21 protein-coding genes and 2 pseudogenes are annotated in these 25,685 nt (G+C 57.1%); 19 read left to right on the forward strand and 4 right to left on the reverse strand.

Annotated features, from left to right (window positions below):
- Positions 1-106: 106 nt before the first annotated feature.
- Positions 107-1,048, reverse strand: coding sequence for a LysR substrate-binding domain-containing protein (locus HALA3H3_RS12405; protein WP_022521930.1), 942 nt, complete (start codon positions 1,046-1,048; stop codon positions 107-109).
- Positions 1,049-1,242: 194 nt separating this feature from the next.
- On the opposite strand from HALA3H3_RS12405, the gene HALA3H3_RS12410 reads away from it, so the two are divergent.
- The 7 genes and pseudogenes from HALA3H3_RS12410 (at position 1,243) to HALA3H3_RS12435 (ending at position 9,602) form a co-directional block, all read left to right on the forward strand.
- Positions 1,243-2,472: an aldose epimerase family protein gene (locus HALA3H3_RS12410; RefSeq protein WP_022521931.1), complete on the forward strand. Its 1,230-nt coding sequence runs from the start codon at positions 1,243-1,245 to the stop codon at positions 2,470-2,472.
- A 90-nt stretch (positions 2,473-2,562) separates the two neighbouring features.
- Positions 2,563-3,558 (forward strand): arabinose ABC transporter substrate-binding protein, encoded by a 996-nt coding sequence (locus tag HALA3H3_RS12415; RefSeq protein WP_022521932.1) that lies wholly within the window; start codon positions 2,563-2,565, stop codon positions 3,556-3,558.
- 28 nt (positions 3,559-3,586) lie between these two features.
- Positions 3,587-5,080 carry an L-arabinose ABC transporter ATP-binding protein AraG gene (gene araG, locus HALA3H3_RS12420; protein ID WP_022521933.1) on the forward strand — a complete coding sequence of 498 codons (1,494 nt, stop codon included), beginning with the start codon at positions 3,587-3,589 and terminating at the stop codon, positions 5,078-5,080.
- Positions 5,081-5,258: 178 nt separating this feature from the next.
- Complete coding sequence (gene araH / locus HALA3H3_RS12425) at positions 5,259-6,152, forward strand: L-arabinose ABC transporter permease AraH (RefSeq protein WP_022521934.1); 894 nt, start codon at positions 5,259-5,261, stop codon at positions 6,150-6,152.
- Positions 6,153-6,216: 64 nt separating this feature from the next.
- A pseudogene (locus HALA3H3_RS27960) lies at positions 6,217-7,152 on the forward strand (dihydroxy-acid dehydratase); the annotation flags it as partial.
- A 9-nt stretch (positions 7,153-7,161) separates the two neighbouring features.
- Positions 7,162-8,694 (forward strand): annotated as a pseudogene (locus tag HALA3H3_RS27965) (IlvD/Edd family dehydratase); the annotation flags it as partial.
- A 131-nt stretch (positions 8,695-8,825) separates the two neighbouring features.
- Positions 8,826-9,602: an SDR family oxidoreductase gene (locus tag HALA3H3_RS12435; protein ID WP_022521936.1), complete on the forward strand. Its 777-nt coding sequence runs from the start codon at positions 8,826-8,828 to the stop codon at positions 9,600-9,602.
- A gap of 81 nt (positions 9,603-9,683) precedes the next feature.
- Here HALA3H3_RS12435 and HALA3H3_RS12440 read toward each other — a convergent pair whose 3' ends face one another.
- From HALA3H3_RS12440 to HALA3H3_RS12445, 3 genes are read right to left on the reverse strand one after another with little or no spacing between them, the layout of a single operon-like run.
- On the reverse strand, positions 9,684-10,316 hold the full coding sequence (locus HALA3H3_RS12440) for a hypothetical protein (RefSeq protein ID WP_022521937.1): 633 nt from the start codon (positions 10,314-10,316) through the stop codon (positions 9,684-9,686).
- Positions 10,316-10,492 (reverse strand): hypothetical protein, encoded by a 177-nt coding sequence (locus HALA3H3_RS27115; RefSeq protein WP_022521938.1) that lies wholly within the window; start codon positions 10,490-10,492, stop codon positions 10,316-10,318. Before HALA3H3_RS27115 ends, HALA3H3_RS12440 begins: the two co-directional genes overlap by 1 nt.
- 42 nt (positions 10,493-10,534) lie before the next feature.
- Complete coding sequence (locus HALA3H3_RS12445) at positions 10,535-11,773, reverse strand: ROK family transcriptional regulator (RefSeq protein ID WP_053856972.1); 1,239 nt, start codon at positions 11,771-11,773, stop codon at positions 10,535-10,537.
- A 212-nt stretch (positions 11,774-11,985) separates the two neighbouring features.
- On the opposite strand from HALA3H3_RS12445, the gene HALA3H3_RS12450 reads away from it, so the two are divergent.
- The 12 genes from HALA3H3_RS12450 to HALA3H3_RS26125 form a co-directional block, all read left to right on the forward strand.
- The gene (locus HALA3H3_RS12450) at positions 11,986-13,497 is read left to right on the forward strand and encodes a sugar ABC transporter ATP-binding protein (RefSeq protein ID WP_022521940.1); all 1,512 of its coding nucleotides are present in this window, start codon (positions 11,986-11,988) and stop codon (positions 13,495-13,497) included.
- Complete coding sequence (locus tag HALA3H3_RS12455) at positions 13,490-14,515, forward strand: ABC transporter permease (protein WP_223828102.1); 1,026 nt, start codon at positions 13,490-13,492, stop codon at positions 14,513-14,515. The genes HALA3H3_RS12450 and HALA3H3_RS12455 overlap by 8 nt, the downstream gene beginning before the upstream one ends.
- A 127-nt stretch (positions 14,516-14,642) precedes the next feature.
- Positions 14,643-15,608: an ABC transporter substrate-binding protein gene (locus tag HALA3H3_RS12460; RefSeq protein WP_022521942.1), complete on the forward strand. Its 966-nt coding sequence runs from the start codon at positions 14,643-14,645 to the stop codon at positions 15,606-15,608.
- Positions 15,609-15,708: 100 nt separating this feature from the next.
- On the forward strand, positions 15,709-16,761 hold the full coding sequence (locus tag HALA3H3_RS12465) for a sugar phosphate isomerase/epimerase family protein (protein ID WP_022521943.1): 1,053 nt from the start codon (positions 15,709-15,711) through the stop codon (positions 16,759-16,761).
- Between the two features lie 58 nt (positions 16,762-16,819).
- Positions 16,820-17,983 (forward strand): Gfo/Idh/MocA family protein, encoded by a 1,164-nt coding sequence (locus HALA3H3_RS12470; protein ID WP_022521944.1) that lies wholly within the window; start codon positions 16,820-16,822, stop codon positions 17,981-17,983.
- A gap of 43 nt (positions 17,984-18,026) precedes the next feature.
- The gene (locus tag HALA3H3_RS12475) at positions 18,027-18,797 is read left to right on the forward strand and encodes an SDR family NAD(P)-dependent oxidoreductase (protein ID WP_022521945.1); all 771 of its coding nucleotides are present in this window, start codon (positions 18,027-18,029) and stop codon (positions 18,795-18,797) included.
- 45 nt (positions 18,798-18,842) lie between these two features.
- Complete coding sequence (locus tag HALA3H3_RS12480) at positions 18,843-20,132, forward strand: ABC transporter substrate-binding protein (protein WP_022521946.1); 1,290 nt, start codon at positions 18,843-18,845, stop codon at positions 20,130-20,132.
- Between the two features lie 66 nt (positions 20,133-20,198).
- Complete coding sequence (locus HALA3H3_RS12485; RefSeq protein WP_022521947.1) at positions 20,199-21,131, forward strand: carbohydrate ABC transporter permease; 933 nt, start codon at positions 20,199-20,201, stop codon at positions 21,129-21,131.
- Positions 21,128-21,955, forward strand: a complete 828-nt coding sequence (locus HALA3H3_RS12490; protein WP_008959441.1) for a carbohydrate ABC transporter permease — start codon at positions 21,128-21,130, stop codon at positions 21,953-21,955. The genes HALA3H3_RS12485 and HALA3H3_RS12490 overlap by 4 nt, the downstream gene beginning before the upstream one ends.
- Positions 21,956-21,968: 13 nt before the next feature.
- Positions 21,969-23,585, forward strand: coding sequence for a glycoside hydrolase family 43 protein (locus HALA3H3_RS12495; protein ID WP_022521948.1), 1,617 nt, complete (start codon positions 21,969-21,971; stop codon positions 23,583-23,585).
- Between the two features lie 4 nt (positions 23,586-23,589).
- A complete protein-coding gene (locus HALA3H3_RS12500; RefSeq protein WP_022521949.1) occupies positions 23,590-24,645 on the forward strand; it encodes an ABC transporter ATP-binding protein in 1,056 nt (351 codons plus the stop codon).
- Positions 24,646-24,713: 68 nt separating this feature from the next.
- The coding region (locus HALA3H3_RS26125; RefSeq protein WP_082116851.1) for a sugar porter family MFS transporter at positions 24,714-25,685 on the forward strand (972 nt) is incomplete at its 3' end.

Below are 25,685 nucleotides of genomic sequence, written 5' to 3' on the forward strand. Positions count from 1 at the left end.
GCGGGTACCGCCAGCTGTATATCGAGCGGGTGCTCCAGGCGGACGAAGGCTGCGACTTTGACTTCCTGGTGGGTTGCCGCGGGTCTGACGTGCCGCGGCACTCGCATTAATTGGACTGAGCAATCACTTCCCGCAGAGTGCTCATTAATGCGGCGGCACCGGGGGAGAGTCGCTGGTGGCGTAAGCTCACCAGCCCATAGGGCTGAACGCTTAGCGCCTCGCTAAATGGCAGTAGATGAAAACGCTGCGGTGGGCAGAGCAGGTCAGCGGCTTCCCGTGTAGTCACCGTGATGGTATCGGATTTGTCGACGAGGGCCAGCGACAGCAGCAGGTCAGCGGTATCGACGATCTGGCGGGGCGGCGCGACCTGATGGTGCAGAAATAGGCTATCCACCCGCTGGCGCATCAACGCGCCAGCGGGCTGCAGCGACCAAGGGAAGCACGCCATATCAGCAAGGCTCAGCGTTTGTTTATCGGCTAATGGATGCCCTTGGCGGCACACAAAGCAGAGTTCCTCCTCGCCAATCTCCTCGAAGACAAAGCGCTCGGCATCGACGCCTGCGGGTATGCGAGTAATCGCGAAATCCAGTTCGCCTTCCAGTAGGCGTGGTACCAGCACTTTGCTGACATCCACATCTACGCTGATTTTTAGCCCTGGCCGGTCGCGGTGCACCCGTTCGATGGCGCTGGTGAGCAGCGTAACCGCTGGCGCCATTACCGTGCCGACGGCTACCGTGCCGGCACTGCCCTCGCCGAGAGCGTTTAGCTCCTCACCGGTGTGGCGTAGCGCTGAGAGCATGCTGTGGGCGTGGCGAATCATAATTTCGCCATACCAGTTAGGCGTTAGCCCACGGGGGTGGCGATCGAACAGCCGAATACCCAGGTTGGCTTCCAGGTCGCTGAGCAGTTTTGAGGCGGCGGGCTGGCTCATATTGAGCTGAGCCGCCGCGCGGTGCAGGTTGCGCTGCTCGTCCAGGGCTAAAAATAGCTGAAAATGACGCAACTTTAGTCGCACGTCTAAAAACCAGTTTTCGCCGAGAATGCCCATGGCATAAGCCTCGTGTTGTTATTGATACTTAGAAGTATATCGATAGTGAGGCATTTGTATATTGGTTGGTTATGCCAGACATGGCTACTGTAGTGTCTGTATCGGTCATGATGAACTGTGGTAACTCACTGAGTTTTCTGACCAAGCCTAACAACAATAATTTAGCAACAAAGTATGCCTCCAGGAGGAAGCTCATGCCTCTCATGTACAGCCAACGATTAAGAAATGGTTCACCTCTTCTGCTCGGTGCAATTGCCGCGGTACTTTTGGCAAACACCGCACAAGCCCAGAGCAGTTCTGAAGCCAACGCGGGCAGCAGCGTCGGCAGTGGTATCCAAACATCGGTGTTTGGCCATCTACCCGATGGTCGCCAGGTGGATGTCTATCAACTTACCAACGCCAATGGTATTGAGCTGCGGGTGACCAATTACGGTGGCATCATTCTGTCGCTGAAAACCCCTGATATGGACGGTAAGTTTGACGATATAGCGCTGGGCTTTGACTCTTTGGAAGCCTACCTCTCCGATGAGTACCGTCAGGCCAATCCTTACTTCGGTGCCATTATTGGTCGTTACGGCAACCGTATTGCGGGTGGGCAATTCTCCCTCGATGGAGAAACCTATTCATTGGCTACCAACGATGGCAGCAACCATCTGCACGGCGGCGACCAGGGATTTGATAAAGTGCTATGGCAGGCCGAACCATTCGAGAGTGACGCAGGCAATGGATTGGTACTGCGCTATACCAGCGAGGATGGCGAAGAGGGCTACCCCGGTAAGTTGGAGAGCGAAGTTACCTATACGCTGACCGATAATGACGAGCTGATGGTGGATTATCGGGCGGTAACCGATAAAGCCACCCCGATTAACCTAACCCAGCACAGCTACTTCAACCTAAAGGGTGAGGGTAGCGACACCATTCTCGATCATCAGTTGATGATCAATGCCCCTGAGTTTACCCCGGTCAATGACACCTTGATTCCAACCGGTGAGATCCGCTCGGTGGAGGGCACGCCGTTCGACTTTACCCAGGCGACGCCTATCGGTGAACGGATCGAGCAGGAGAACGAGCAGCTTGCCTTTGGTGGCGGTTATGACCACAACTTTGTACTTGCCCGCGATAACGCTGCATCAGATGAGCTGGTCTTGGCTGCCAAAGTATGGGAACCCAGAAGCGGACGCCTGGTGGAAATCACCACCACCGAACCCGCGATCCAATTCTATTCCGGCAACTTCCTTAACGGCGACCTGACCGGTAAGCAGGGCCAGGCCTACGGGCACCGCTCCGGCTTTGCGCTGGAAACTCAGCACTACCCTGACTCTCCCAATCAAGAGGCGTTTCCCAGCACGATCCTAGAGCCGGGCGAGACTTATCGCTCACGCACGGTCTATCGCTTTTCCGCGCAGCAAGACCTGGGCTCGTAATCTCGATTCATCATTACTATTACCAACCGTCCGTGGTTAGTAATCAAAAATATCAATAAAAACAACGCTAAAAATAGCAGGAGTACAACAATGAAATTGACGACAACATTTACCCGTTTAGCACTTGGTAGCGCAATTATGCTGGCCTCACTAGGGTCAGTACAGGCCCAGGAAGACGAGGTGAAGATTGGCTTTATCGTTAAAAAGCCGGAGCAGGCGTGGTTCATTAACGAACAGGAGGCGGCTACTGAAGTAGGCGAAGAGCTCGGCTTCGAAGTGGTACGCCTTGGCGGCGAAGATGGCCAAGAGGTGCTTAGCGCTATTGATAACCTCTACTCCCAAGGCGCTGAAGGGTTCGTAATCTGCCCGCCAGACGTACGCTTGGGGCCAGCGATTATGAACCGTGCTAACCAGTACGGCATGAAAGTAGTCACTGTGGACGACCAGTTTGTTAACTCAAGCGGTGAGCCCATGGAGGGCGTGCCGCACCTGGGTATGTCGGGCACCAAAATTGGGCGTCAGGTGGGCGAAGCCATTAATGCCGAAATGGAAGCGCGCGGCTGGAACCCCGAAGAGGTAGCCGCGCTGCGGATCACCAACAATGAACTACCGACCGCCGTTGAGCGTACCGACGGCGCCACCGAGGCGCTGATAGCCGCGGGATTCCCAGAAGATAATATTTTCGACGCGCCTCAGCAGAGCACCGACACCAGTGGGGCTTTCTCTGCCGCCTCTCCGGTGCTTTCCCAGCGCGGCGATTATGAGCACTGGGTGATCTATGCCCTTAACGAAGAGAGCGTGCTTGGCGGTGTTAGGGCTACCGAGCAGTATGGCTTAGCGCCTGAAGATGTGATCGGCGTGGGTATCAATGGCTCCGGCGCCGCCTTTGCGGAATTCTCCCGGGATAACCCCACCGGCTTTCACGGTACGGTAGCGGTGAGCTCCACCATGCACGGCCGTCAGACTGCTGAAGATCTCTACCGCTGGATTAGCGAGGATCAAGAGCCACCGGCCAATACCGAAACCTCCGGCACGCTAATGACGCGGGAAAACTGGCAGGAAGTGCGCGCCGCACTTGGTCTGTAACGGTAAGTCTCTGCGGGAGTATTGAAGCATGTCTGATGCTTATCTACGGTTCGACGCGATTAGTGTCGTTTTCCCCGGCGTGCGCGCGCTGGATGGGGTGAGTTTCTCCGCCCACGCCGGTCAAGTGCATGCCTTAATGGGCGAGAACGGCGCAGGTAAATCCACCTTGCTCAAGGTGCTAAGCGGCGTTAACCGGGTGGCCGAAGGGGCACTGTGGATCGATGGCCAGCGCTACGTATTCAACAATGCCCGAGAGGCGCTGCGGGAAGGCATTGCGATTATTTACCAGGAGTTGACGCTCTCACCCAATATGTCGGTAGCCGAAAACCTGCTGCTGGGTCAACTGCCCACGCGGCAGGGGTTTGTTGACCGTCGCCGGTTGAAGGAAAAAGCGTTGGCGATACTGGCTGATCTTGGCGAGGGGGAGATCCACCCCTCGACCAAGGTGCGCGAGCTCTCCATCGGCCAGCAGCAGATGATCGAGATTGGCCGTGCGCTGCTGCGAGACGCCAAGGTTATCGCGTTCGATGAGCCCACCAGTAGTCTCTCTATTCAGGAGATTCGCCAGCTAAAACGTATCGTCCAACGACTGCGTGATGAAGGGCGGGTGGTGCTCTACGTGACGCATCGCATGGAGGAGGTGTTTGAGATGTGCGATGCGGTCACCATCTTCCGCGATGGCCAGCATATACGCACCCATGAGGATATGTCGGCGCTCAATCACGACCTGTTAGTGAGTGAAATGGTCGGCCGGGATATCGACGATGTTTACGGCTATCGCCCGCGCACACAGGGCGATGTGGTCTTGAACGTGGAAGGAATCCACGGGCGCGGCCTCAAGGCGCCGGTGAGTTTCTCCGTCAAACGCGGGGAAGTCTTCGGGCTGTTTGGTCTGGTGGGCGCGGGGCGCAGCGAACTGCTGAGGTTGATCTGCGGAGTCGAATCGCCCAAGGCCGGCAGCGTACAGTTCAACGGTGAATCGCGACGTTTTAAAAGCCCTGGCGAGGCGATACGCGCCGGTATTGCCATGTGTCCAGAGGATCGTAAATCCCAGGGTATTTTCCCGGTGGCCAGCGTGGCCGACAACCTCAATATTAGCTGTCGGCGCTTTTTCAAACGCTGGGGCATGTTCCGCCACCCCGGCCGTGAGCGGCGCAATGCCGAGTCGTATATCCAGCAACTCAGTGTCAAGACACCGGGACCACGTACGCCGATCGGCAAACTTTCCGGCGGCAACCAACAGAAGGTGATTCTGGCCCGCTGGCTTGCCGAGGAGATTGATCTGTTTGTGATGGACGAGCCAACCCGAGGCATCGACGTCGGCGCACGGCGGGATATTTACTCGCTACTTTACGATTTGGCCGAACAGGGCAAAAGCGTGGTGGTGATTTCCAGTGACCTGGCAGAAGTCAGCTCCATCTGTGACCGCATCGCGGTGATGCGCGACGGTGAACTGGTGGACATAGTGCCGCGGGAATCGGCTACGCCGGAACGCCTGCTGGGCTTGGCGCTACCCGCCTAAGTGTCAGCTTTTTTTAAGGTTTCCAAGATATTCGTTCTTAAGAGAACAAGCTCAGGACAACAACCATGACAACTAACAATGCAACCCAAGGCGAGACTGCGCCCGCCCGGCGGGCCGGCAGGGGCTGATCAAGCCACTGCGCACGCTGCTGGATACCTCAGGGCTGATTGCAATTTTCTTGCTGCTATTTGTGGCCCTGGCGGTACTCATCCCTGACTTTCTGACCGGCCGCAACATGGTCGGGCTACTGCTCTCGATCACCCTGATCGGCAGTTTGGCCACCACCATGATGCTGGTGCTGGCACTGGGTGAGGTGGATCTCTCTGTGGCCTCTACGGTGGCCTTTGCGGGGGTAGTCGCAGCGGTGGTGACCTCCAGTACCGGTAGCGTGTTTATCGGCGTGATCGGGGGCATTGTCGCTGGGGGCGCGGTGGGCGCTTTTAACGGCCTGGTAATTGCCAAGTTCGGTATTAACTCGCTGATTGCCACCCTGGCGGCAATGGAGTTTGTACGCGGGCTGGCCTATATCACCTCCGGCGGCGACGCGGTAATGATCACCGTGCCGGGTTTCTTTGACCTGGGCAGTGCCTCGTTCCTCGGCCTAACCCTGCCGGTCTGGACCATGCTGGCCTGTTTCGTGATCTTTGGTGTGGTGCTCAACATGACCGCTTTCGGGCGCAATGTGCTGGCCACCGGGGGGAACTCGGAAGCCGCCGCGCTTGCCGGGGTTAATGTTCGCCGCCTCAAGATTATTGTTTTCGGCCTCCAGGGCGTAGTGGCGGGTGTCGTCGGTGTACTGCTAGCTTCACGCATGGGGCTGGGCGACCCCAATACCTCCATGGGCCTGGAACTGGCGGTGATTTCCGCCTGTGTGCTGGGCGGTGTGGCGCTATCCGGCGGCGTTGCCACCATTACCGGTGTGGTGGTCGGTGTACTGATCATGGGTTGTGTCCAGAACGCCATGGGGCTGCTCAACGTCCCCACCTTTTACCAGTACCTGGTGCGTGGCGCGATTCTGCTGCTGGCGGTGATGTTTGACCGCTGGAAACAGACCCGTCGTCAGCGGGCCTGACGCTTAAGCCGTTACCCCTTTATTAGTTGGTCACTTTTTTTCCGGTTTGTACGGAGGCTTTGTTATGTCTGATCGTCAGCGTCCATTACGCTCTGCCCAGTGGTTCGGCACCGCCGATAAAAACGGCTTTATGTACCGCAGTTGGATGAAAAACCAGGGCATTCCCGACCATGAGTTTCAGGGCAAACCGATCATCGGTATCTGCAACACCTGGTCGGAGCTCACACCTTGCAATGCGCACTTTCGTAAGTTGGCGGAGCACGTGAAGCAGGGCGTGCTGGAGGCGGGCGGCTACCCGGTGGAGTTCCCGGTGTTCTCCAACGGCGAATCCAACCTGCGCCCCACGGCGATGTTTACCCGCAACCTGGCCAGCATGGACGTGGAGGAAGCGATTCGCGGTAATCCCATCGATGCGGTGGTGCTGCTGGTGGGCTGCGACAAAACCACCCCGGCGCTACTGATGGGTGCGGCAAGCTGCGACATTCCCACCATCGTGGTCACCGGCGGGCCAATGCTCAACGGCAAGCACAAAGGTAAGGATATTGGCTCCGGCACCGTGGTCTGGAAACTCTCTGAGCAGGTCAAGGCGGGTGAGATTTCACTCCACGACTTTATGGCCGCCGAAGCGGGCATGTCCCGTTCTGCGGGCACCTGCAACACCATGGGCACCGCCTCCACCATGGCCTGCATGGCGGAATCCCTGGGCACCTCGCTACCCCACAATGCGGCGATCCCTGCGGTAGACTCTCGCCGCTACGTGCTGGCACACCTTTCGGGTAACCGGATTGTCGAGATGGTCAACGAAGACCTGCGGCTCTCCAAGATCCTTACCAAGGAAGCTTTCGACAACGCCATCCGTACCAACGCCGCCATTGGCGGCTCCACCAATGCGGTGATTCACCTCAAGGCGATTGCCGGACGGATTGGTGTGGATCTGACCCTGGACGACTGGAGCCGAGTGGGGCGCGGCACGCCCACGGTGGTCGATCTACAGCCCTCGGGGCGGTTCTTGGAGGCGGGTGGCTACCCGGTGGAGTTTCCGGTGTTCTCCAACGGCGAATCCAACCTACGGCCTACCGCGATGTTTACCCGCAACCTGGCCAGCATGGACGTGGAGGAAGCGATTCGCGGTAATCCCATCGATGCGGTGGTGCTGCTGGTGGGCTGCGACAAAACCACCCCGGCGCTACTGATGGGTGCGGCAAGCTGCGACATTCCCACCATCGTGGTCACCGGCGGGCCAATGCTCAACGGCAAGCACAAAGGTAAGGATATTGGCTCCGGCACCGTGGTCTGGAAACTCTCTGAGCAGGTCAAGGCGGGTGAGATTTCACTCCACGACTTTATGGCCGCCGAAGCGGGCATGTCCCGTTCTGCGGGCACCTGCAACACCATGGGCACCGCCTCCACCATGGCCTGCATGGCGGAATCCCTGGGCACCTCGCTACCCCACAATGCGGCGATCCCTGCGGTAGACTCTCGCCGCTACGTGCTGGCACACCTTTCGGGTAACCGGATTGTCGAGATGGTCAACGAAGACCTGCGGCTCTCCAAGATCCTTACCAAGGAAGCTTTCGACAACGCCATCCGTACCAACGCCGCCATTGGCGGCTCCACCAATGCGGTGATTCACCTCAAGGCGATTGCCGGACGGATTGGTGTGGATCTGACCCTGGACGACTGGAGCCGAGTGGGGCGCGGCACGCCCACGGTGGTCGATCTACAGCCCTCGGGGCGGTTCTTGATGGAGGAGTTCTACTACGCCGGTGGCCTGCCCGCGGTGCTTAGACGTCTGGGTGAGGCCGACCGGCTGCCCTTCAAAGACGCCTTGACCGTCAACGGCAAAACCCTGTGGGAAAACGTCCAGGACGCCCCGCTGTACAACGACGAAGTGATTCGCCCGCTGGATAATCCGCTCACCGCGGACGGCGGCATCTGCGTGGTGCGCGGCAACCTCGCCCCTAATGGCGCGGTGTTAAAGCCCTCGGCAGCCACGGCCGAACTCATGCAGCACCGCGGTCGTGCGGTAGTGTTCGAGGACTTCGATGACTACAAGGCGCGCATCAACGACCCGGACTTGGACGTGGAAGCCAATGACATACTGGTCATGAAGCACTGCGGCCCCCGGGGTTATCACGGCATGGCCGAGGTGGGCAATATGGGCCTGCCGCCCAAGATCCTCGCCCAAGGCATCACCGATATGGTGCGTATTTCGGATGCCCGCATGAGCGGCACCGCCTACGGCACCGTGGTACTGCACGTAGCGCCCGAAGCCGCTGCCGGTGGCCCGCTGGCAGCGGTACGCAACGGTGACTGGATCGAGCTCGACTGCGCAAGCGGCCGGCTGCATCTGGAACTCAGCGACGAAGAACTGGCCTCGCGCCTGGCCGAAAGTGACCCCACCGCCGCCTCAACGCTGATTGCCAGCCAGGGCGGGTACCGCCAGCTGTATATCGAGCGGGTGCTCCAGGCGGACGAAGGCTGCGACTTTGACTTCCTGGTGGGTTGCCGCGGGTCTGATGTGCCGCGGCACTCGCATTGATGGTCATTCGAAGATCCTGAGGTAGCGCCAAAAGGGTCGCGAGCTAAAGCTACCTCCCTCGGGGGCAATTATCAGCCTGGCAGATATAGCTCCACGCAGAGTGACGAAGAGCTTAAAAAAGAGGACGCGCAATGACCGCTAGGTTGACCGACAAGCATATTCTGGTAACCGGTGCTGCCACCGGCATCGGCCGCGCCATTGCCGAGGCCTGCGTCCGCGAGGGTGCCACGGTCGCCTTGCTGGATAGAGACGGTGATAACGTCGAGAGGCTGGCAGCGCAACTGCGCAGCGAAGGACACAATGCTCAGGCGTTGGTGGCAGATATTGCTGATCGCGCAACGGTGGACGCCGCCGTGGCGAAGGCACGGGAGATTAACGGGCCCTTGACCACCTTGGTTAATAACGCCGGAATGAATGTCTTCCATGATCCACTCGCCATGCCGGATGACGCCTGGCAACTTTGCCTAGCGGTCGATCTGGAAGGTGCCTGGTTCTGTAGCCGGGCGGTGTTGCCGGACATGTTGGCGCAGGGCGACGGCGCCATTATCAACATCGCCTCCACCCACAGCTTCTCGATTATTCCCGGTTGTTTTCCCTACTCGGTAGCCAAGCACGGCTTGATTGGCTTAACCCGATCGCTCGGCATTGAATACGCACCGCGGGGCGTGCGGGTCAATGCCATCGCGCCGGGCTATATTGCCACCTCGGCGGTAGAGGCGCATTGGCAGACCTTCGATGACCCCGTCGCGGCTAAGGCACGCATCGAAGCCTTGCTGCCACCAGGGCGGTTAGGGCAACCCGAGGAAGTCGCCATGACGGTGGTCTTCCTGGCTTCAGATGAAGCCCCCTTTATCAACGCCAGTTGCCTGACCATCGACGGAGGCCGCAGCGTGGTTTATCACGACTGACAGTTGTTATGGTCGTTGAGTGCTTGCAAGGAATATCTGGATATTAGTGGCGTGAATAGAGTTTAGGCTGTATCCACGGGTTTAAACGTTAGTGCTTAGTTTTCCTTCAGCGAGCTCAATCTCTTGAGTAGATTGTCTTGGAAGAAATATTCCTTTTATACAATCTGGATTAATGATGGCAAGTTGAATATGGTTTTCAGAAAAAAACTTGGCTCCATCGTATAGTGGATCGCCTTCGATAAACGCGGCTCTAACAGAGTCAAAGGGTTCACCCTGTTCCTTGGCTAATGCACATGCATAACGGATTACAGCACAGTCAAGCTCACGGGCTTTAAAATCAAAATCTGTTTTTCCAAACGATCTATTCTCAGGCAGTGGTGTACCTTCTGCCTCTAAATCGTCTTTTAGCTGCTGATAAGCTTCTTTAAGAAAATCATTATATTTTTGGTCAAGCAAATCCAGACAGTTGCCGAGCTCAATTACTGCGCCCAGTACAAAGGGATCTTTAACATTAGAAGCAGCCCGCTGGCTATCTTGAAGGGCATACTGATGCGCTCTTTCAAGATTATTTTCCCAAAAGTAAACGCCATTGCCCAGCCAATCATACTTATTATTACTGTGTTTGAATTCAGATTTTTGGTTCAGGATACTGATGGCAATATCTTTATCTAACCCATGAAAACCATAGACAATTGTCGGTTTTGATGAATACATTAGGTCTTAACGTGTGCCGTATGGTTGCCTTTAGACTTAGATGGACTGAAAAAACGCTTATCAAGACGTCCTTGTGAATCAAGGATGTGCGCATCTTTAAGCAATTTCATTCTTTGCTCATGAGTGCGGTTCTGCCCAGCTGCCTTAACTTTTTGTGTCAATTGATGAATAGACATAAAATACTCCCTTGTACATTTTCATGCTAATCGACCTTTTGGCTACAGGCAAGTAGCCGATCCGGACTTAGCCTGGCTATCTAACAGCGTCTCGCCATCGGTGGCATTTAGCGCCATGGTGATGCCTCCCATGCAGGTCATGTCGCGATCCCAGGCGCAGTGTTCGATGCGGGTGGTGCCCATCAGTTCGGCCACCAGGGCATCGTCAATGGCGGTGTGCATGGCGGCTTGCATGGCGTCAAAGCCGCGCACGCCGGAGCCGGTAATCAGCACTAGATCGGGGTTAAAGAGCGCCAGCACATTGGCAATGCCGAACCCCAACGCCCGCCCAGCCTCGGCGTAAATACGCTGGGCTGTCGGGTCGCCTTTTAATGCTAACTGTGTCAGCGCTTGCATCTGCTGCTCTGAGGGGTGTGCGCTGTCGCCGGAGGGAAGCGCTAAATGATCGGCGGCGGCGCGATAGAGCGCATAATCGCTAGTGTAAGCTTCAATGCAGCCCCGTCGCCCGCAGGCGCACAGGGCGCCATCGGGTTGGTATTTGCTGTGCCCAAACTCCGCCGCTGAGCCATTGGCACCTAGAAAGGGCACGCCGTTAATCAATACCGACATACCGATACCGTAGCCCAGCATAATGACCACCAAGTTGGGGCAGTCTGCATAGGCGGGCTGTGCCGCTAGAACGCTGGCGATGCAGTTGGCATCGTTTTCCAGCAGTACGCTGCAGTGAAAACGCTCCGCTAATCGCGTCGATATCGGTGCGTTACGAAAGCTTAAAGCGGGGGACCAGATAATCGTACCGCTTTGCGACGAGACTACCCCCTGCACTGCCAAACAGATCCCCGCCAAGCGTTGAAATCCCTTTAGCTGTTGCGCGCAAACAGTGCTGATCTTCTCTTCCAGCAGCGCTTCCAGGTCGTCGGCGCTCAGCGTCAGGGTGGGCACTGCGTGGTGTTCGCTTTGGCGTACCTGACCCGAAAAATCGCCCACCACCAACTGGATCTCATTGATCGATAGCTTGATACACACCACGCAGGCGGCATTAGGGTCGAGTTCAATCAAGGTTTTTGGTCGGCCACGCCCGGTGGGGCGGGGTGTTTCGGGTGGCCGTTCCGTGATCAACCCCTGCTGGAGTAGTTCGGCGCTGATCGAGGTGACGGTGGCAGAGCTAATGCCATTGAGTGCGCCTAGGTCGATGCGTGCCACCGATCCTTGGTCACGCAGAGTGCGTATCACCGCCAGGGTGTTGTCGAGGCGGCTAGTATCAGTCGACGGAAGGGCCATAGGGTCGCCGTTATAGTTCGTGTTGAAAAAAAGCAGTGCTGCACATTGCTGAGCGCTCTCATCGTGGGGTGTGAGCGCAATTGTCAAAATACGACCTAAGTTGCATATGCAAATATTTATTTTAGCACCTAAAGTAAATCAAGCATCAACCTAAATCAATCGATGTTGATAAGCCCCCAACACAATAACAACAGACTTCATCAGGTGGCCTCATGCTGTTATCAGCGCGCAAACTCTGCCGCTCGTTTGGCGAAAACCAAGTGTTATTCGACGTTGATCTCGACCTGCAGGCGGGCGAAGTGCACGCCTTGCTGGGTGAGAACGGCGCCGGTAAATCGACCCTGGTAAAAATCCTGGCCGGTTACCTTCGCCCCACCTCCGGTGAGGTCCTGGTGGACGGCAGCCAACGGCACTATCGCTCCAGCGGTGAGGCAGAGGCCGACGGCGTGGTGATGATTCACCAGGAGTTGGCACTGGCGGAACAGCTCAGCGTAGAGGAGAACATCTTCTTGGGCCGCGAACTGCGCCGTGGAGTGTTTCTGGATCGACGAGCCATGCGGGAACGCAGCCGGACGGCACTGTTGGAGCTCGAAACCGACGTTGATCCACGTGCTCGAGTGAAAGACCTTAGCACCTCTGATCAGCAGATGGTGGAGATCGCCAAGGCGATCACCCGGGATGTGCGCGTGCTGATTATGGACGAGCCCACCGCCACACTGACGGAAAACGAAGTATCGGTGCTATTCGCACTCATCGACCGTTTGCGCCAACGTGGTGTGGCGATTCTGTATATCTCCCACAAGCTGCGTGAAATTGAGCAGATTGCCGACCGCGTGACGGTATTGCGCGACGGCCATTTGGTCGATAGCGGCTCCATGACTGGACGCAGCAAGGAAGAGTTGGCACGGCTGATGGTGGGGCGTGAGATCACTGAAATGTACCCACCGCGTACGCATCTCCCCTCCGATGCGCCGGTGGTGCTGGAAGCGCGGGATATGGTGGTGCCCGGGGCCGTTAAACAGGCCAGCTTTACCCTGCGCCAGGGGGAAGTGTTGGGGTTTGGTGGCATCGTGGGCGCTGGCCGAACCGCGCTGATTGAAGCCGTGCTGGGTCTGCGCAGTAAAAGCGCCGGTCAGGTGCTACGCAATGGTCAACCGGTGGTATTGCGACACCTGCGCGATGCGGTGCACCAACGAATTGCTTATCTCACCGAGGATCGCAAGGGCAAAGGCTTGGTGCTCAATATGGATCTGCGCTCCAACGTTACGTTGCTCAATTTACGCGCTCACTGCCATCCTCTTATTGACCGCCGGCGTGAAGAGCAGGCCTTTCAACAGGCCATCCAGCGCTTTGATATCCGCCTGCGGACGGCAGCGCGCACCGCTGCCGAACTCTCCGGCGGTAACCAGCAGAAGCTGCTGCTCGCCAAGGTGATGTCCATTGCCCCTGAAGTCGTGATTATCAATGAACCGACCCGGGGCATCGATGTGGGAACCAAGCACCAGATCTATCACTTTATCCATGAATTAACCGAGGCGGGCTGCTCGGTGATATTGATCTCTTCAGAAATGGGCGAGCTGATAGGCCTTTCCCACCGGGTGGCGGTAATGTGCGCCGGGGTACTCACCGGGGTGCTTGAAGGCGAGCAAATAAACGAACACGAAATCATGCAGTACGCATCCGGCATTAAGGGAGCAGAGGTCGATGAGCAGCGTCATGGCTAATAACAAAACGACTAATAAAGCAGCTAACCAAATGATCAAGCAAAAAGGCTTCGCCATAGACCTGAAAACCTGGGGGCCCTTTGTAGCACTGGTGGTTCTGGCGCTACTGGGCGTGCTGATTAATCCGGCTTTTCTAGGGCTGGATAATCTCTCCAACATGCTTACCCGCAGTGCCTTTATCGGCATTATTGCCATTGGCGCTACCTTTGTAATTACCGCCGGCGGGTTGGATCTTTCGGTAGGGGCAATGGCGGCCTTTATTGCCGGGGTGATGATTATTTTGATGAACAGCCTCGTCGAGCAGTTTGGCGCCGGGCTGACCACCGTGCTGTTCGGCGTGGGTGCCTCGCTGCTGCTGGGGCTGTGCGCTGGCTTTATCAACGGCATGGTGACTACCAAAGGCAAAATTGAGGCGTTTATTGTCACCCTCGGCACTATGGGGATTTACCGCTCACTGGTCACGTACCTCGCCGATGGCGGCACCCTCACCCTGGACTGGGCAGTGCGTGATATCTATCGGCCGATGTATTACGGCAGCTTCCTGGGCATCACCATTCCGGTCTGGGTGTTTCTATTTGTCGCCATTGTTGGCTACATTCTGCTCAACTACACCCGCTTCGGGCGCTACTGCTTTGCCATCGGCTCCAATGAAAAAGTGGCCGAATACAGCGCTATTCACGTCGATCGCATCAAAACCATGACCTACATGCTGCAGGGTGTGTGCGTGGCCTTGGCGACAATTATCTATGTGCCCCGGCTGGGCTCTGCATCGGGTGCCACCGGGGTACTCTGGGAGCTGGAGGCGATTGCCGCGGTGATCATCGGCGGCACCATGCTCAAGGGCGGGCATGGGCGTATCTGGGGCACGGTGGTGGGCGCCATCATGCTCACCATGATTGGCAATATTCTCAACTTGACCGATGCCATTTCTAACTATCTCAACGGGACGGTGCAGGGGATCATCATCATTGTGGCGGTCTACCTGCAGCGTGCCTCGTGGAGAAAAGCAGCGCCTTAAGGCACTGAAACGAATGTAAAAACCAGAAAAACGTTCGCAACATCAACCCTTAGCAGCTCGCAACGCAGCAAGTAAAAACAGCAAGTAAAAACAGCAAAACAATTACAAACACGAAAGGAGCATCACTATGCGAACCATCAAGACAGCAGTGAAGGCCTGCGTCACTACTGCAGCACTCACTTCAGCAATAGGGCTCTCCGGCGCCGCGGTTGCCCAGGAGTACACCATCGGTGTCTCCATTCCCGCCGCCACCCATGGTTGGACGGGGGGCGTTAACTACCATGCCGAAGAGGCCAAAAAACGCCTTGAGGAGCTCTATCCTGACATTGAGATCACCATCTCCACAGCGGGCACGGCCGGCGAGCAGGCCAATGATCTAGAAGACTTGGTGTCGCTGCGCAACATCGACGCGCTGGTGGTGCTGCCGTTTGAATCTGGGCCACTGACCGATCCGGTGCGCCGGGTTAAAGAGTCCGGGGTGTTCGTCACCGTGGTAGATCGAGGCCTGACGGAAGAGGGGATCCAGGATCTCTATGTAGCGGGGAATAACCATGAACTAGGCCGCGTTTCCGGTGAGTACATCCGCGAACGCCTTGATGACGAAGGCGACATTGTGGTGCTGCGCGGTATTCCCACGGTGATCGACGATGAGCGGGTGCAGGGCTTCCAGGAAGCGATCGAAGGCTCCGAGGTCAACATCCTCGATATGCAGCATGCCAACTGGAACCGTGATGATGGCTTTGAAGTGATGCAGGACTACCTATCGCGCTTCGACAATATCGACGCCGTCTGGGCCCAGGATGACGATATCGCGCTAGGGGTAATTGAAGCAGTGCGCCAAGCGGATCGTGAAGACGAGCTGTTTATCGTCGGCGGGGCGGGCATGAAGGACATTATTAAACGGGTGATGGATGGTGATGAGCTGGTGCCGGTGGACGTGTTGTATCCACCTGCCATGATCGCCACCGCCATGGACCTGACCGTACAGCACTTTGTCTCCAATGGCCCGGTGTTGGGTGAGTACATTCTGGGCTCGCCGCTGATTACCCAGGAGAATGCCGAGCAGTACTACTTCCCCGATTCGCCGTTCTGACCGCGTATTGATTGCGTAGTGATTAATAGGCGCGGGTAAAAGCACCACTCCTTCCCGCGCCTACCCAAGCACTTAATCCAAACGATATTGAGAGAGTCCTATGAAAACAATCAAAGGGCCAGCGCTCTTTCTCGCCCAGTTCGCCGGTGATGAAGCCCCCTTTAATAGCCTCGACAGCATTGCTGCTTGGGCGGCGGGGCTTGGGTATCAGGGCGTGCAGATTCCCAGCTGGGATGCACGCATGATCGATCTCAAACGTGCTGCCGAGAGCCGCACCTACTGCGATGAGATCAAAGGCACACTGGCCGAGCACGGCTTAGCGCTTACCGAGCTCTCCACCCACCTTCAGGGCCAGTTGGTCGCCGTACATCCTGTTTACGACGAGATGTTCGATGGTTTTGCGGTACCCGAGGTTCGCGGTAATCCCAAGGCACGCCAGGCTTGGGCCGTTGAGCAGCTCAAGCTGGCCGCCAAGGCATCGCAAAATCTTGGTTTAACCGACCACGGCACCTTTTCCGGGTCACTGGCGTGGCCGTTCATCTATCCCTGGCCCCAGCGTCCGGCGGGTTTGGTCGAAACCGCATTTGACGAACTGGCGAATCGCTGGCGCCCGATTCTGGATGCGTTTGATGAAGCGGGTGTGAACCTCTGCTACGAGATTCATCCCGGCGAAGACCTGCACGACGGCATCACCTTTGAGATGTTTCTTGAGCGGGTCGGTAACCACCCCCGCTGCCACATCCTTTACGATCCCAGCCACCTGATCCTGCAGCAGCTCGACTACCGCGGCTTTCTGGACGTCTATCGCGACTACATTCAGATGTTTCACGTTAAGGACGCCGAGTTTAACCCCAGCCCCAAGCAGGGCGTTTACTCAGGCTATCAGTCATGGACAGAGCGCGCGGGGCGCTTTCGCTCCCTGGGCGATGGCCAAATCGACTTCAAGTCGATCTTCTCCTGGATGGCGGCCAACGACTATCACGGCTGGGCGGTGCTGGAGTGGGAGTGCTGCCTGAAACACCCGGAAGTCGGCGCCCGTGAAGGCGCAGCCTTTATTCGCGACCACATTATTGAGGTAACCGAGCGGGCGTTTGATGACTTCGCTGACGGCGGCTCCGACCAAGCCGCCAATCGCCGCATCCTCGGTCTTTAATAACGCGCCTCAATTAATTCAACCCCATTAATTCAACGACAGCGGAGGGCAATACGATATGAGCAATCAACAAGACACGCCGCGTCGGCTGCGCCTGGGCATGGTCGGCGGTGGCCAAGGAGCGTTTATCGGCGGGGTGCACCGCATCGCCGCGCGGTTGGATGACCATTTCGAACTGGTTGCCGGGGCCTTTGCCTCTGCCCCTGATCGCAGCCGGGCCGCCGCCGCGGAGCTGCACGTTGACGCCGAACGCGCTTACCCCGACTACCAGACCATGGCCGAAGCGGAGCGCAAGCGCTCGGATGGTATCGATGTGGTCGCCATTGTGACCCCCAACCATGTTCACTTCGACGTGGCGCGCACCTTTTTAGAAGCGGGTTTTCACGTCATCTGCGACAAGCCGATGACGATCACCCTGGAAGAGGCGCAAACCCTCGCCGAGCTGGTGGAACGGACGGGGCTGTTTTTCGGCTTAACCCATAACTATTCCGGCTACTCGCTGGTTCGCCAGGCGCGAGAGATGGTGGCCAACGGTGAGCTGGGTGATCTTCGCGTCGTCCAGGTGGAGTACCCGCAAGATTGGCTCTCCACCCGCCTGGAAGAGAGCGGCGTCAAGCAAGCTGAGTGGCGCACCGATCCCAAACGCAGCGGCCCGGCAGGTTGTTTGGGTGATATCGGCACTCACGCCTACCACCTGGCGCGCTATGTGACCGGCCTGCAACTGGAATCACTCGCCGCCGATATGCACACCTTTGTGGAAGGCCGTGCGCTGGATGACAACGTGCATATGCTGCTGCGCTTTAAGGGCGGTGCCCGCGGCATGCTGTGGTCAAGCCAGGTCGCGCCGGGCAACGAAAACGGTCTCCAGCTACGCGTTTATGGCAGCAAGGGTGGCCTTGCCTGGCGCCAGGAAACGCCCAATCAGCTAGTGCATTCGCCACTGGGAGAGCCGCCACGGATATTGACCCGCAACGGCCCTGGCCTGGGCGAAGCTGCCATGGCGGCTGCACGCATTCCACCGGGGCATCCGGAAGGCTATCTCGAAGCCTTTGCCCAGCTCTATCGCGATTTCGCTGAGCAAATTCACGCCCATCAACGGGGGGAACGCGCTGAGGCGCTGGCGGTGCAAACCCCGGGAGTCGCCGACGGTGTCGATGGTCTTACGTTTATTACCCGCGCGCTGGCCTCGTCCGCTGCCGGTGGGCAGTGGGTGGATATTTAAAACGCGGTTAAAGCACGCCTAAAAGAGAAAGGTGGGAAACAATATGAATCAGCACTCAGCGCGCTATACAAGCCTTGAACAGCGTGTGGTCTTTATTACCGGCGGCGGCAGCGGCATTGGCGCCTCGCTTACCCGAGCCTTTCACCTTCAGGGCGCGCGGGTGGTGTTTGTCGATATTAACGATGAGGCCAGCGAGGCGCTGGTCGAAGAGCTCCGCGCCGAGACCGGCGAGGCACCGCACTACCACCACTGCGACATTCGCGATGTGGCCAGCCTACAGCAGGTTATCGCCGAGACCGGCCAGCACCTCGGGCCAATCCATACCCTGGTCAACAATGCTGCCAGCGATGATCGTCACGCCTGGCAGGATGTGGATGTTGCTTATTGGGATGAACGTATGTCGCTCAACCTGCGGCCGATGTTCTTTGCTGCCCAGGCAGCGGCAAAACAGATGATGCAAACGGGCGGTGGCTCGATCATTAATTTTGGCTCGGTCAGCGTGCAGATGGCGTTAGGCGGTTTGCCCGCTTATGTGACTGCCAAAGCGGCCGTGCACGGATTGACCCGCAGCCTGGCCCGGGAACTGGGCGAGCACAATATTCGCGTTAATACACTGGTGCCCGGCTCGGTGATGACCGAGCGGCAGCTCGAAAAGTGGATTAGCCCCGGCGACGAAGTCGCCATTCAACAACGCCAGTGCCTAAAAATGCGCCTTGAACCCCAGCATATCGCCCCCGCGGTGCTGTTTTTAGCCAGTGCCGAAAGCCAGGCCATCACCGCTCAGGAGTTGGCGGTAGACGCGGGCTGGGCTTGATGGATGATTCAACAGCAAGCTTTAAAATAACATTAGGAGAATTTCATGCACGTATCTAACAAATACAACGTGCCCTGTTCACGCCCTCGTCACTTAGCGCTGGTTGTTGCCGCTGTTGCTGCTTTGGGGTCAGTAACCGCAGCCGCCGATACCACGGTGACGGTGCTAAGGATTGAAAGCAGTAGCGCTGAAAAACGCTACTACGAGGAAGTGGTTGCCGCCTATGAGGCGGAGCACCCCGACGTTAATGTCGAGTTCGAATACCTTGCCAACGAGGCGTACAAAACGCGCCTGCCCACCATGCTGCAGTCCAGCCAGCGCCCGGATATCTATTACACCTGGGGCGGTGAGGGGTTGCGCGATCAGGTGGATGCGGGGTTTGTCCGCGACCTGAGCGAGCCGATGCGCGATGGCTGGCAGGATATCTACCCAGAATCTGCAGTACGCGCCTTCACCCTGGATGATCGTGTCTATGGCGCGCCGCTCTACGCCACGGTGGTGGGTATCTGGGCGAACACTGCCCTGACAGAAAAGGCGGGAGTTGATGCGCAAGCGATCAAGACCTGGGAGGATTTTGAAAACGCCGTGGTGGCGCTACGGGAAGAGGGCATAACGCCGCTGGTGGTCGGTGGCCAGGATGGTTGGCCGCTGCACTTCTATTGGGGCTCTTTAGTCACCCGCCTAGCCGGTGGCGAGGGCATTGAAGCGGCCAAAAGTGGTGAAAACGGCGGCTTTGAAGGCGAGCCCTTTGTACGCGCTGGCGAGATGCTGCAGTCGCTGGTTGAGCTTGACCCATTTCAACCCGGCTTTATGGCTACTTCCTACGAGCGTGCCAGCGGCATGTTTGGCGATGGCGAGGCCGCCTTCCACGTGATGGGCGACTGGGATTATCTTCCTTCCAAGCAGCGCTCAGTGAGTGGAGAGGGTGTCCCGGATGACGACTTGCTGTTTGTCCCTTTTCCAGAGGTCGAAGGTGGTGAGGGCAACGCACAGAGTTTTGGCGGGATGAACGGTTTTGCTGTCACCCGTGATGCGCCCGATGAAGCGGTCGACTTCCTGCGTTTTCTGCTCAATGCCGACAACCAGCGTAAAGCTGCCGCAACAGGCATCTTTGTACCGGTTGCCGAGGGCTCAGCGGAAGCCCTTGAAACGCCCTATGCTCGCCGCGTTGCAGAAATTCTTGATGAATCCGAGTTTCATCAGGTGTTTCTGGATCAAGCGCTGGGTACGTCTGTCGGTGCGACGATTAATGATATCAGCGGAGATTTAGCGCAAGGCGTCGTGACGCCCGAAGAGGCCGCTGCCCGGGTCGAAGAAGCCTGGCAGTTTAGATGATCCGCCCGCTAAAAGAGCACGCGCGATACCGCCCGTGCTCGTCCACGCTCTGGCTCGGAGTTTGCCATGACCACGCTTGACCGAACCGCCGTGCCGCGGAGAGGGAATGCTGACCGGGTGAAGAAAGGCTTGGTGAGCGGTAAATTCACCGCGCTATTAATCCTGCTTCCACCGGCGTTAATCCTTTTTTCGCTGTTCGTCATTCTGCCGCTAGCGGATGCCGTCTATTACAGCGGTTTCTCCTGGAATGGCTACGGTGCGCCCAGTGACTTTGTCGGCGCGCAAAATTATCAGCGCCTGCTCGATCACTCGGTGTTTCATACCGCGCTATGGAATACCGCCAAACTGATACTGGTATCGCTACTGATTCAGATGCCCCTGGCGCTGGGGTTAGCACTGTTGGTGTACCGTAAAACGCCCACCAACACTCTGTTTAGGCTGGTATTTTTCCTGCCCTACATCTTGGCGGAGGTGGCCGCGGGGCTCATTTGGAGCTTTGTTTTTGACGGCGACTACGGCATTACCAGTTCGCTGTTGCATGCTATGGGCCAGGAGTCGGTGTATGTGTTGGCCGATCACCAGTGGGCGTTTCCGGCGATTATGACCGTGATCGTTTGGAAGTACTTTGGCTTCCATATGATGATCTACATTGCCGCCCTGCAGGGCGTGCCCAAGGATCTGGTTGAAGCCGCCAAGCTTGAAGGGGCTAAACCCCGCCAAGTGGCGCTTTTTGTACAAATCCCGCTGATTAAGCATGCCATCGTGGTGAGTGGTTTCTTTGCCATTATCGGTTCGCTACAGATCTTCGACATTATCATCCCGATGACCAACGGCGGCCCCTCTAACTCGACCCACACCATCGTTACCTACCTGTACAGCTTCGGTCTCTCACGGCTCAATATTGGCTTTGGTAGCGCCGCTGCGGTAGTGCTGTTTGTGCTCGCTATCGGAATCGCCTTCTTCTACCAACGCACCACCGGCAAGGGGAGTAAGGCATGAAAAGTATCACTACCCGTAACACCCTGCGCGTGATCATCCTGATCGTGGTAGCGAGCGTGGTGATCGGTCCCCTATTAGCGGCATTTTTCGGTGGCTTCAAGGGGAATTCAGAGCTGCGTACCAATCCGCTGTGGCTGCCTGATAGTTGGGATGCCGGCAATTACATCGGCATCCTGCTGGACGGCAATTTCTGGCGCTATTTGGGTAACTCTTTTTTTATCTCGTTAATGACGGTGTTTTTAACCCTGGTGGTGGGGGCCGCAGCGGCTTATGTGTTTTCGCAGATCCGCTTCTTCGGCGCCAAGATGATCCTCTCCTATCTGCTGCTCGGCCTGATGTTTCCCTTTGCGGCGGCCATTCTGCCGCTGTTTATCAAGGTGCGGGATTTGGGCCTGCTGGATACCTATTGGGCGGTGATCCTGCCCCAGACGGCGTTTGGTTTGTCGTTAGCCATCCTGCTCTTTAAGGCCTTCTTTGACCAACTGCCTAAAGAGCTGTTTGAAGCGGCCTACGTCGATGGGTGCAGCTATTTGCGCTTCTTCTGGTCGTTCACTCTGCCCCTCTCGACCCCCATTCTGGCCACGGTGGGCGTGTTTGTCTTTGTGCAGAGCTGGAACAACTTTCTACTGCCGTTAGTGGTGCTCAACGACCGCTCTATCTACACCTGGCCACTGGGTATGATGCAGTTCCAAGGGGAGTACCTTACCCAGTGGAACATGATTCTAGCCTTCGTGACCTTGACCATCATACCGGCGGTTATTTTCTTTCTCGCCGCCCAGAAGTACATCGTGGCTGGCCTGACCGGCGGCTCGGTTAAGGGATAAAGGAGGATCCATAATGAACGATGTTATCCATAACCCTATTCTGGCCGGGTTCAATCCTGACCCCTCTATTTGTCGGGTAGGCGACGACTATTACTTGGCTACATCGACCTTTGAGTGGTACCCAGGCGTTCAGATTCATCACTCCCGCGATTTGGCTAACTGGACGCTGGTCACACGGCCCTTGAACCGTGCCAGCCAACTAGATATGCGCGGTAATCCAGACTCATGCGGCATCTGGGCGCCCTGCTTAAGCTACGCCGACGGGCTGTTCTGGCTGGTCTATACCGACATGAAGCGTTATGAGGGGAACTTCAAGGATGGGCATAACTACGTGGTGACAGCACCGCGTATCGAGGGGCCCTGGAGCGATCCGGTCTACCTGAATTCAAGTGGCTTTGACCCTTCACTGTTTCACGATACCGATGGCCGAAAGTGGTTGATCAACCTGCAGTGGGATTATCGCCAGCACGAAGGGCGGGATCGTTTCGGCGGAATAGTGCTGCAACAGTATGATCCCGAGCAACGCCGCTTGGTGGGCGATATCAACAATATTTTCGCCGGTACCGAACTGAAGCTCACAGAAGGTTCGCATCTCTACCGGCGCGATGGTTGGTACCACCTCTTGGTGGCCGAGGGCGGCACCGGCTACCAGCATGCGGTGACCATGGCGCGTTCAAAAACGCTGACAGGCCCTTACGAGGTACATCCCAACAATCCACTTCTGACGAGTCGAGATGATCCTGAAAACCCGCTACAGCGGGCTGGCCATGCAGATTTGGTCGACTCCCCTGAAGGTGACACTTATCTGGTGCATTTATGCAGTAGACCTCTGACAGGCACCCGGCTATCGCCGATGGGGCGCGAGACCGCTATTCAGCGCGTGGAGTGGGGCGAAGATGGCTGGCTACGGCTCGCTGATGAGGGCAATGTACCAGCGTTAGAGGTGGCGATGAGTGGGGTGACGCAGAAGCTGCCTGCTCATGCAGAGCACTACGATTTCAAATCAGCAACGCTGCCCGATGCGTTTCAGTGGCTGCGTACCCCCTATCCGGAACGGCTGTTTTCGCTCACTGAACGGCCTGGCTACTTACGTCTTTTTGGCCGTGAATCGGTAGGTTCCTGGTTTGAGCAGGCGCTAGTGGCGCGCCGTCAGGACAGCATCCACTGCAGTGCCGAAACGACACTCACCTTTGAACCCGAGGATATTCAGCAGTTTGCCGGGCTTATCGCCTACTACAACCGCTTCAAGTTCCATTATTTAGCGGTGACCTTGAACGATGCAGGCGACAAGGTGCTTAGCATTATCAGTTGCCTGGATGATTGGCCGAACGGCAACTTGAGTATCGCCGAACAAGGCATCCGCATTGAACCTGATGCCACGATTCGGCTTGGGCTGGATATCCACGCCCGGGAGCTGCGCTTTCGCTATGCCCAAGGTGGCGAGGCGTGGCAGCCGATCGGCCCCGCGCTGGACGCTGGCCTGCTCTCCGACGAAGGCAGCGGTCGCGCCCACGGCTACTTTACCGGCACCTTTTTAGGGATGGCCGCCCACGACATTAGCGGCCGCGGCACCCCCGCCGATTTCCAGGCGTTCTGCTATCGCCGCGCCCCTCTTTCAGAGACGAGATAAGCTCATGGCTGAAGTAACACTGCGCGACATCGAAAAAACCTTTCATGGCAAAGCCACGGTCATCCCCGACTTAAATCTGCATATAGAAGATGGCTCTTTCACTGTGCTTGTCGGGCCTTCCGGCTGCGGAAAATCCACGCTGCTGCGAATGATCGCGGGCCTTGAAACCGTGACCCAAGGCACGATCACTATCGGCGGTGAAGACGTCACCACCGCCGAGCCCAGCGACCGGGACATTGCCATGGTCTTTCAGTCTTACGCGCTTTATCCGCACATGACGGTCGCCCGCAATATCGACTTCGGCATGCGGCTGGCAAAAGTGCCCACCGAAGAGCGAGAAGCCAAAGTGGCCGAGGCCGCGCGCTTGCTCAATCTTGAGGATCTGCTCGAGCGTAAACCCGCGGAGTTATCCGGTGGGCAGCGCCAGCGGGTGGCGATAGGGCGCGCCATTGTGCGCAGCCCCGGTGTATTTCTCTTCGACGAGCCGCTCTCTAATCTGGACGCTTCGTTACGCAACCGCATGCGGGTCGAGTTGGCCGAACTGCATCAACGGCTCGAGACCACCATGGTGTATGTCACCCACGATCAGGTCGAGGCGATGACCCTGGCCGACTGCATTGTGGTAATGAACGCTGGGCAGATTGAGCAAATGGGCAAGCCCATGGCGCTTTATCAACGCCCCGAAACGCTGTTTGTAGCTGGTTTTATTGGCTCGCCGAAAATGAATTTGATCGAAGGTGAACTAGCGGCGGCTTACGGTGCCACCACTCTAGGCATACGGCCCGAGCATCTAGAGGTGAGCCGCGAGAAGGGCGAGTGGAAAGGACGTGTGCGATTCATCGAGAAGCTGGGTGCTGACTCTTTCGCCTATATAGATAGCGAGCAGACCGGCCCGCTCACCGTCCGTCTCTCTGGCGATGTCGATCTTAGCCATGGCGATACGCTTTTTATCACTCCCCAGCAGGCCCAACTCCACGCGTTTGATGCCGATGGAAAGCGGTTGCCTGATGGCGCGTTGCAGCAACCTTCAACCCGTCACGAAAGCTCCCTATATCACTGACGATTTTCAATTTTTCCAACTACCAATACGCAAAACAACGCTCAATAACAAATCCAAGGAGCTAGACAATGACAACACAAAGAACGCTAAGCCGCTCATCGTATATCTTGGTGATCTGTTGTATTGCCGCCATCGGCGGTTTCCTGTTTGGTTTCGACAGTGGCGTGATCAACGGCACTGTGGATGGCCTGCAGGCCTCTTTTAACTCCGATAGCGCAGGCACGGGCTTTAATGTGGCGTCGATGCTACTGGGCTGCGCGATCGGTGCTTTCTTTGCGGGTCGCCTGGCGGATCGCTTTGGCCGTCGCACGCTGCTGATCGTGGCGGCGGTGTTCTTTCTGATCAGCGCCTGGGGCTCCGGCGTTGCCGGTAGCTCGATGGAGTTTGTGATCTATCGCATTCTCGGTGGGCTTGCCGTAGGCGCCGCCAGTGTCATGACCCCGGCTTATATCAGTGAGGTAGCACCATCGGCCTACCGAGGACGCCTAGCCACTATTCAACAGGTGGCGATTATTTCTGGCCTTTTTATGGCATTTTTGAGTAATTATGTCTTGGCCTATGTAGCGGGCTCGGCCATGTCAGAACTATGGTTTGGCTTCGCGACCTGGCGTTGGATGTTCTGGATTGAATTGATACCGGCTTCTGTTTTCCTGGTGGCATTGCTGTTTATTCCTGAAAGCCCGCGCTACCTGATCAGCACCGGTAAGCAGGGCGAAGCCCGCCGTGTGCTTGGGTTGGTAATGCCTGAGCGTGATGTCAGCAGCAAAATTGATGAAATTAATACCACTCTGGATCAAGATCACAAGCCACGGTTGAAAGATGTGATCAACCGTTCCACGGGCAAGATACATGGCATCGTCTGGGTGGGTATTGGCTTGGCAGTTTTCCAGCAGTTGGTGGGCATTAACGTCGTTTTCTACTATGGCGCAGTGCTATGGCAGTCAGTGGGTTTCTCCGAAGGCGATGCGCTACTCATCAATGTGATCTCTGGCGCCGTGAGTATTGGTGCCTGCCTGCTCGCCATTGCGCTGATCGACAAA

This window comes from Halomonas sp. A3H3, from assembly GCF_000982975.1.
GTDB classification, from domain to species: Bacteria; Pseudomonadota; Gammaproteobacteria; order Pseudomonadales; family Halomonadaceae; genus Vreelandella; species Vreelandella titanicae.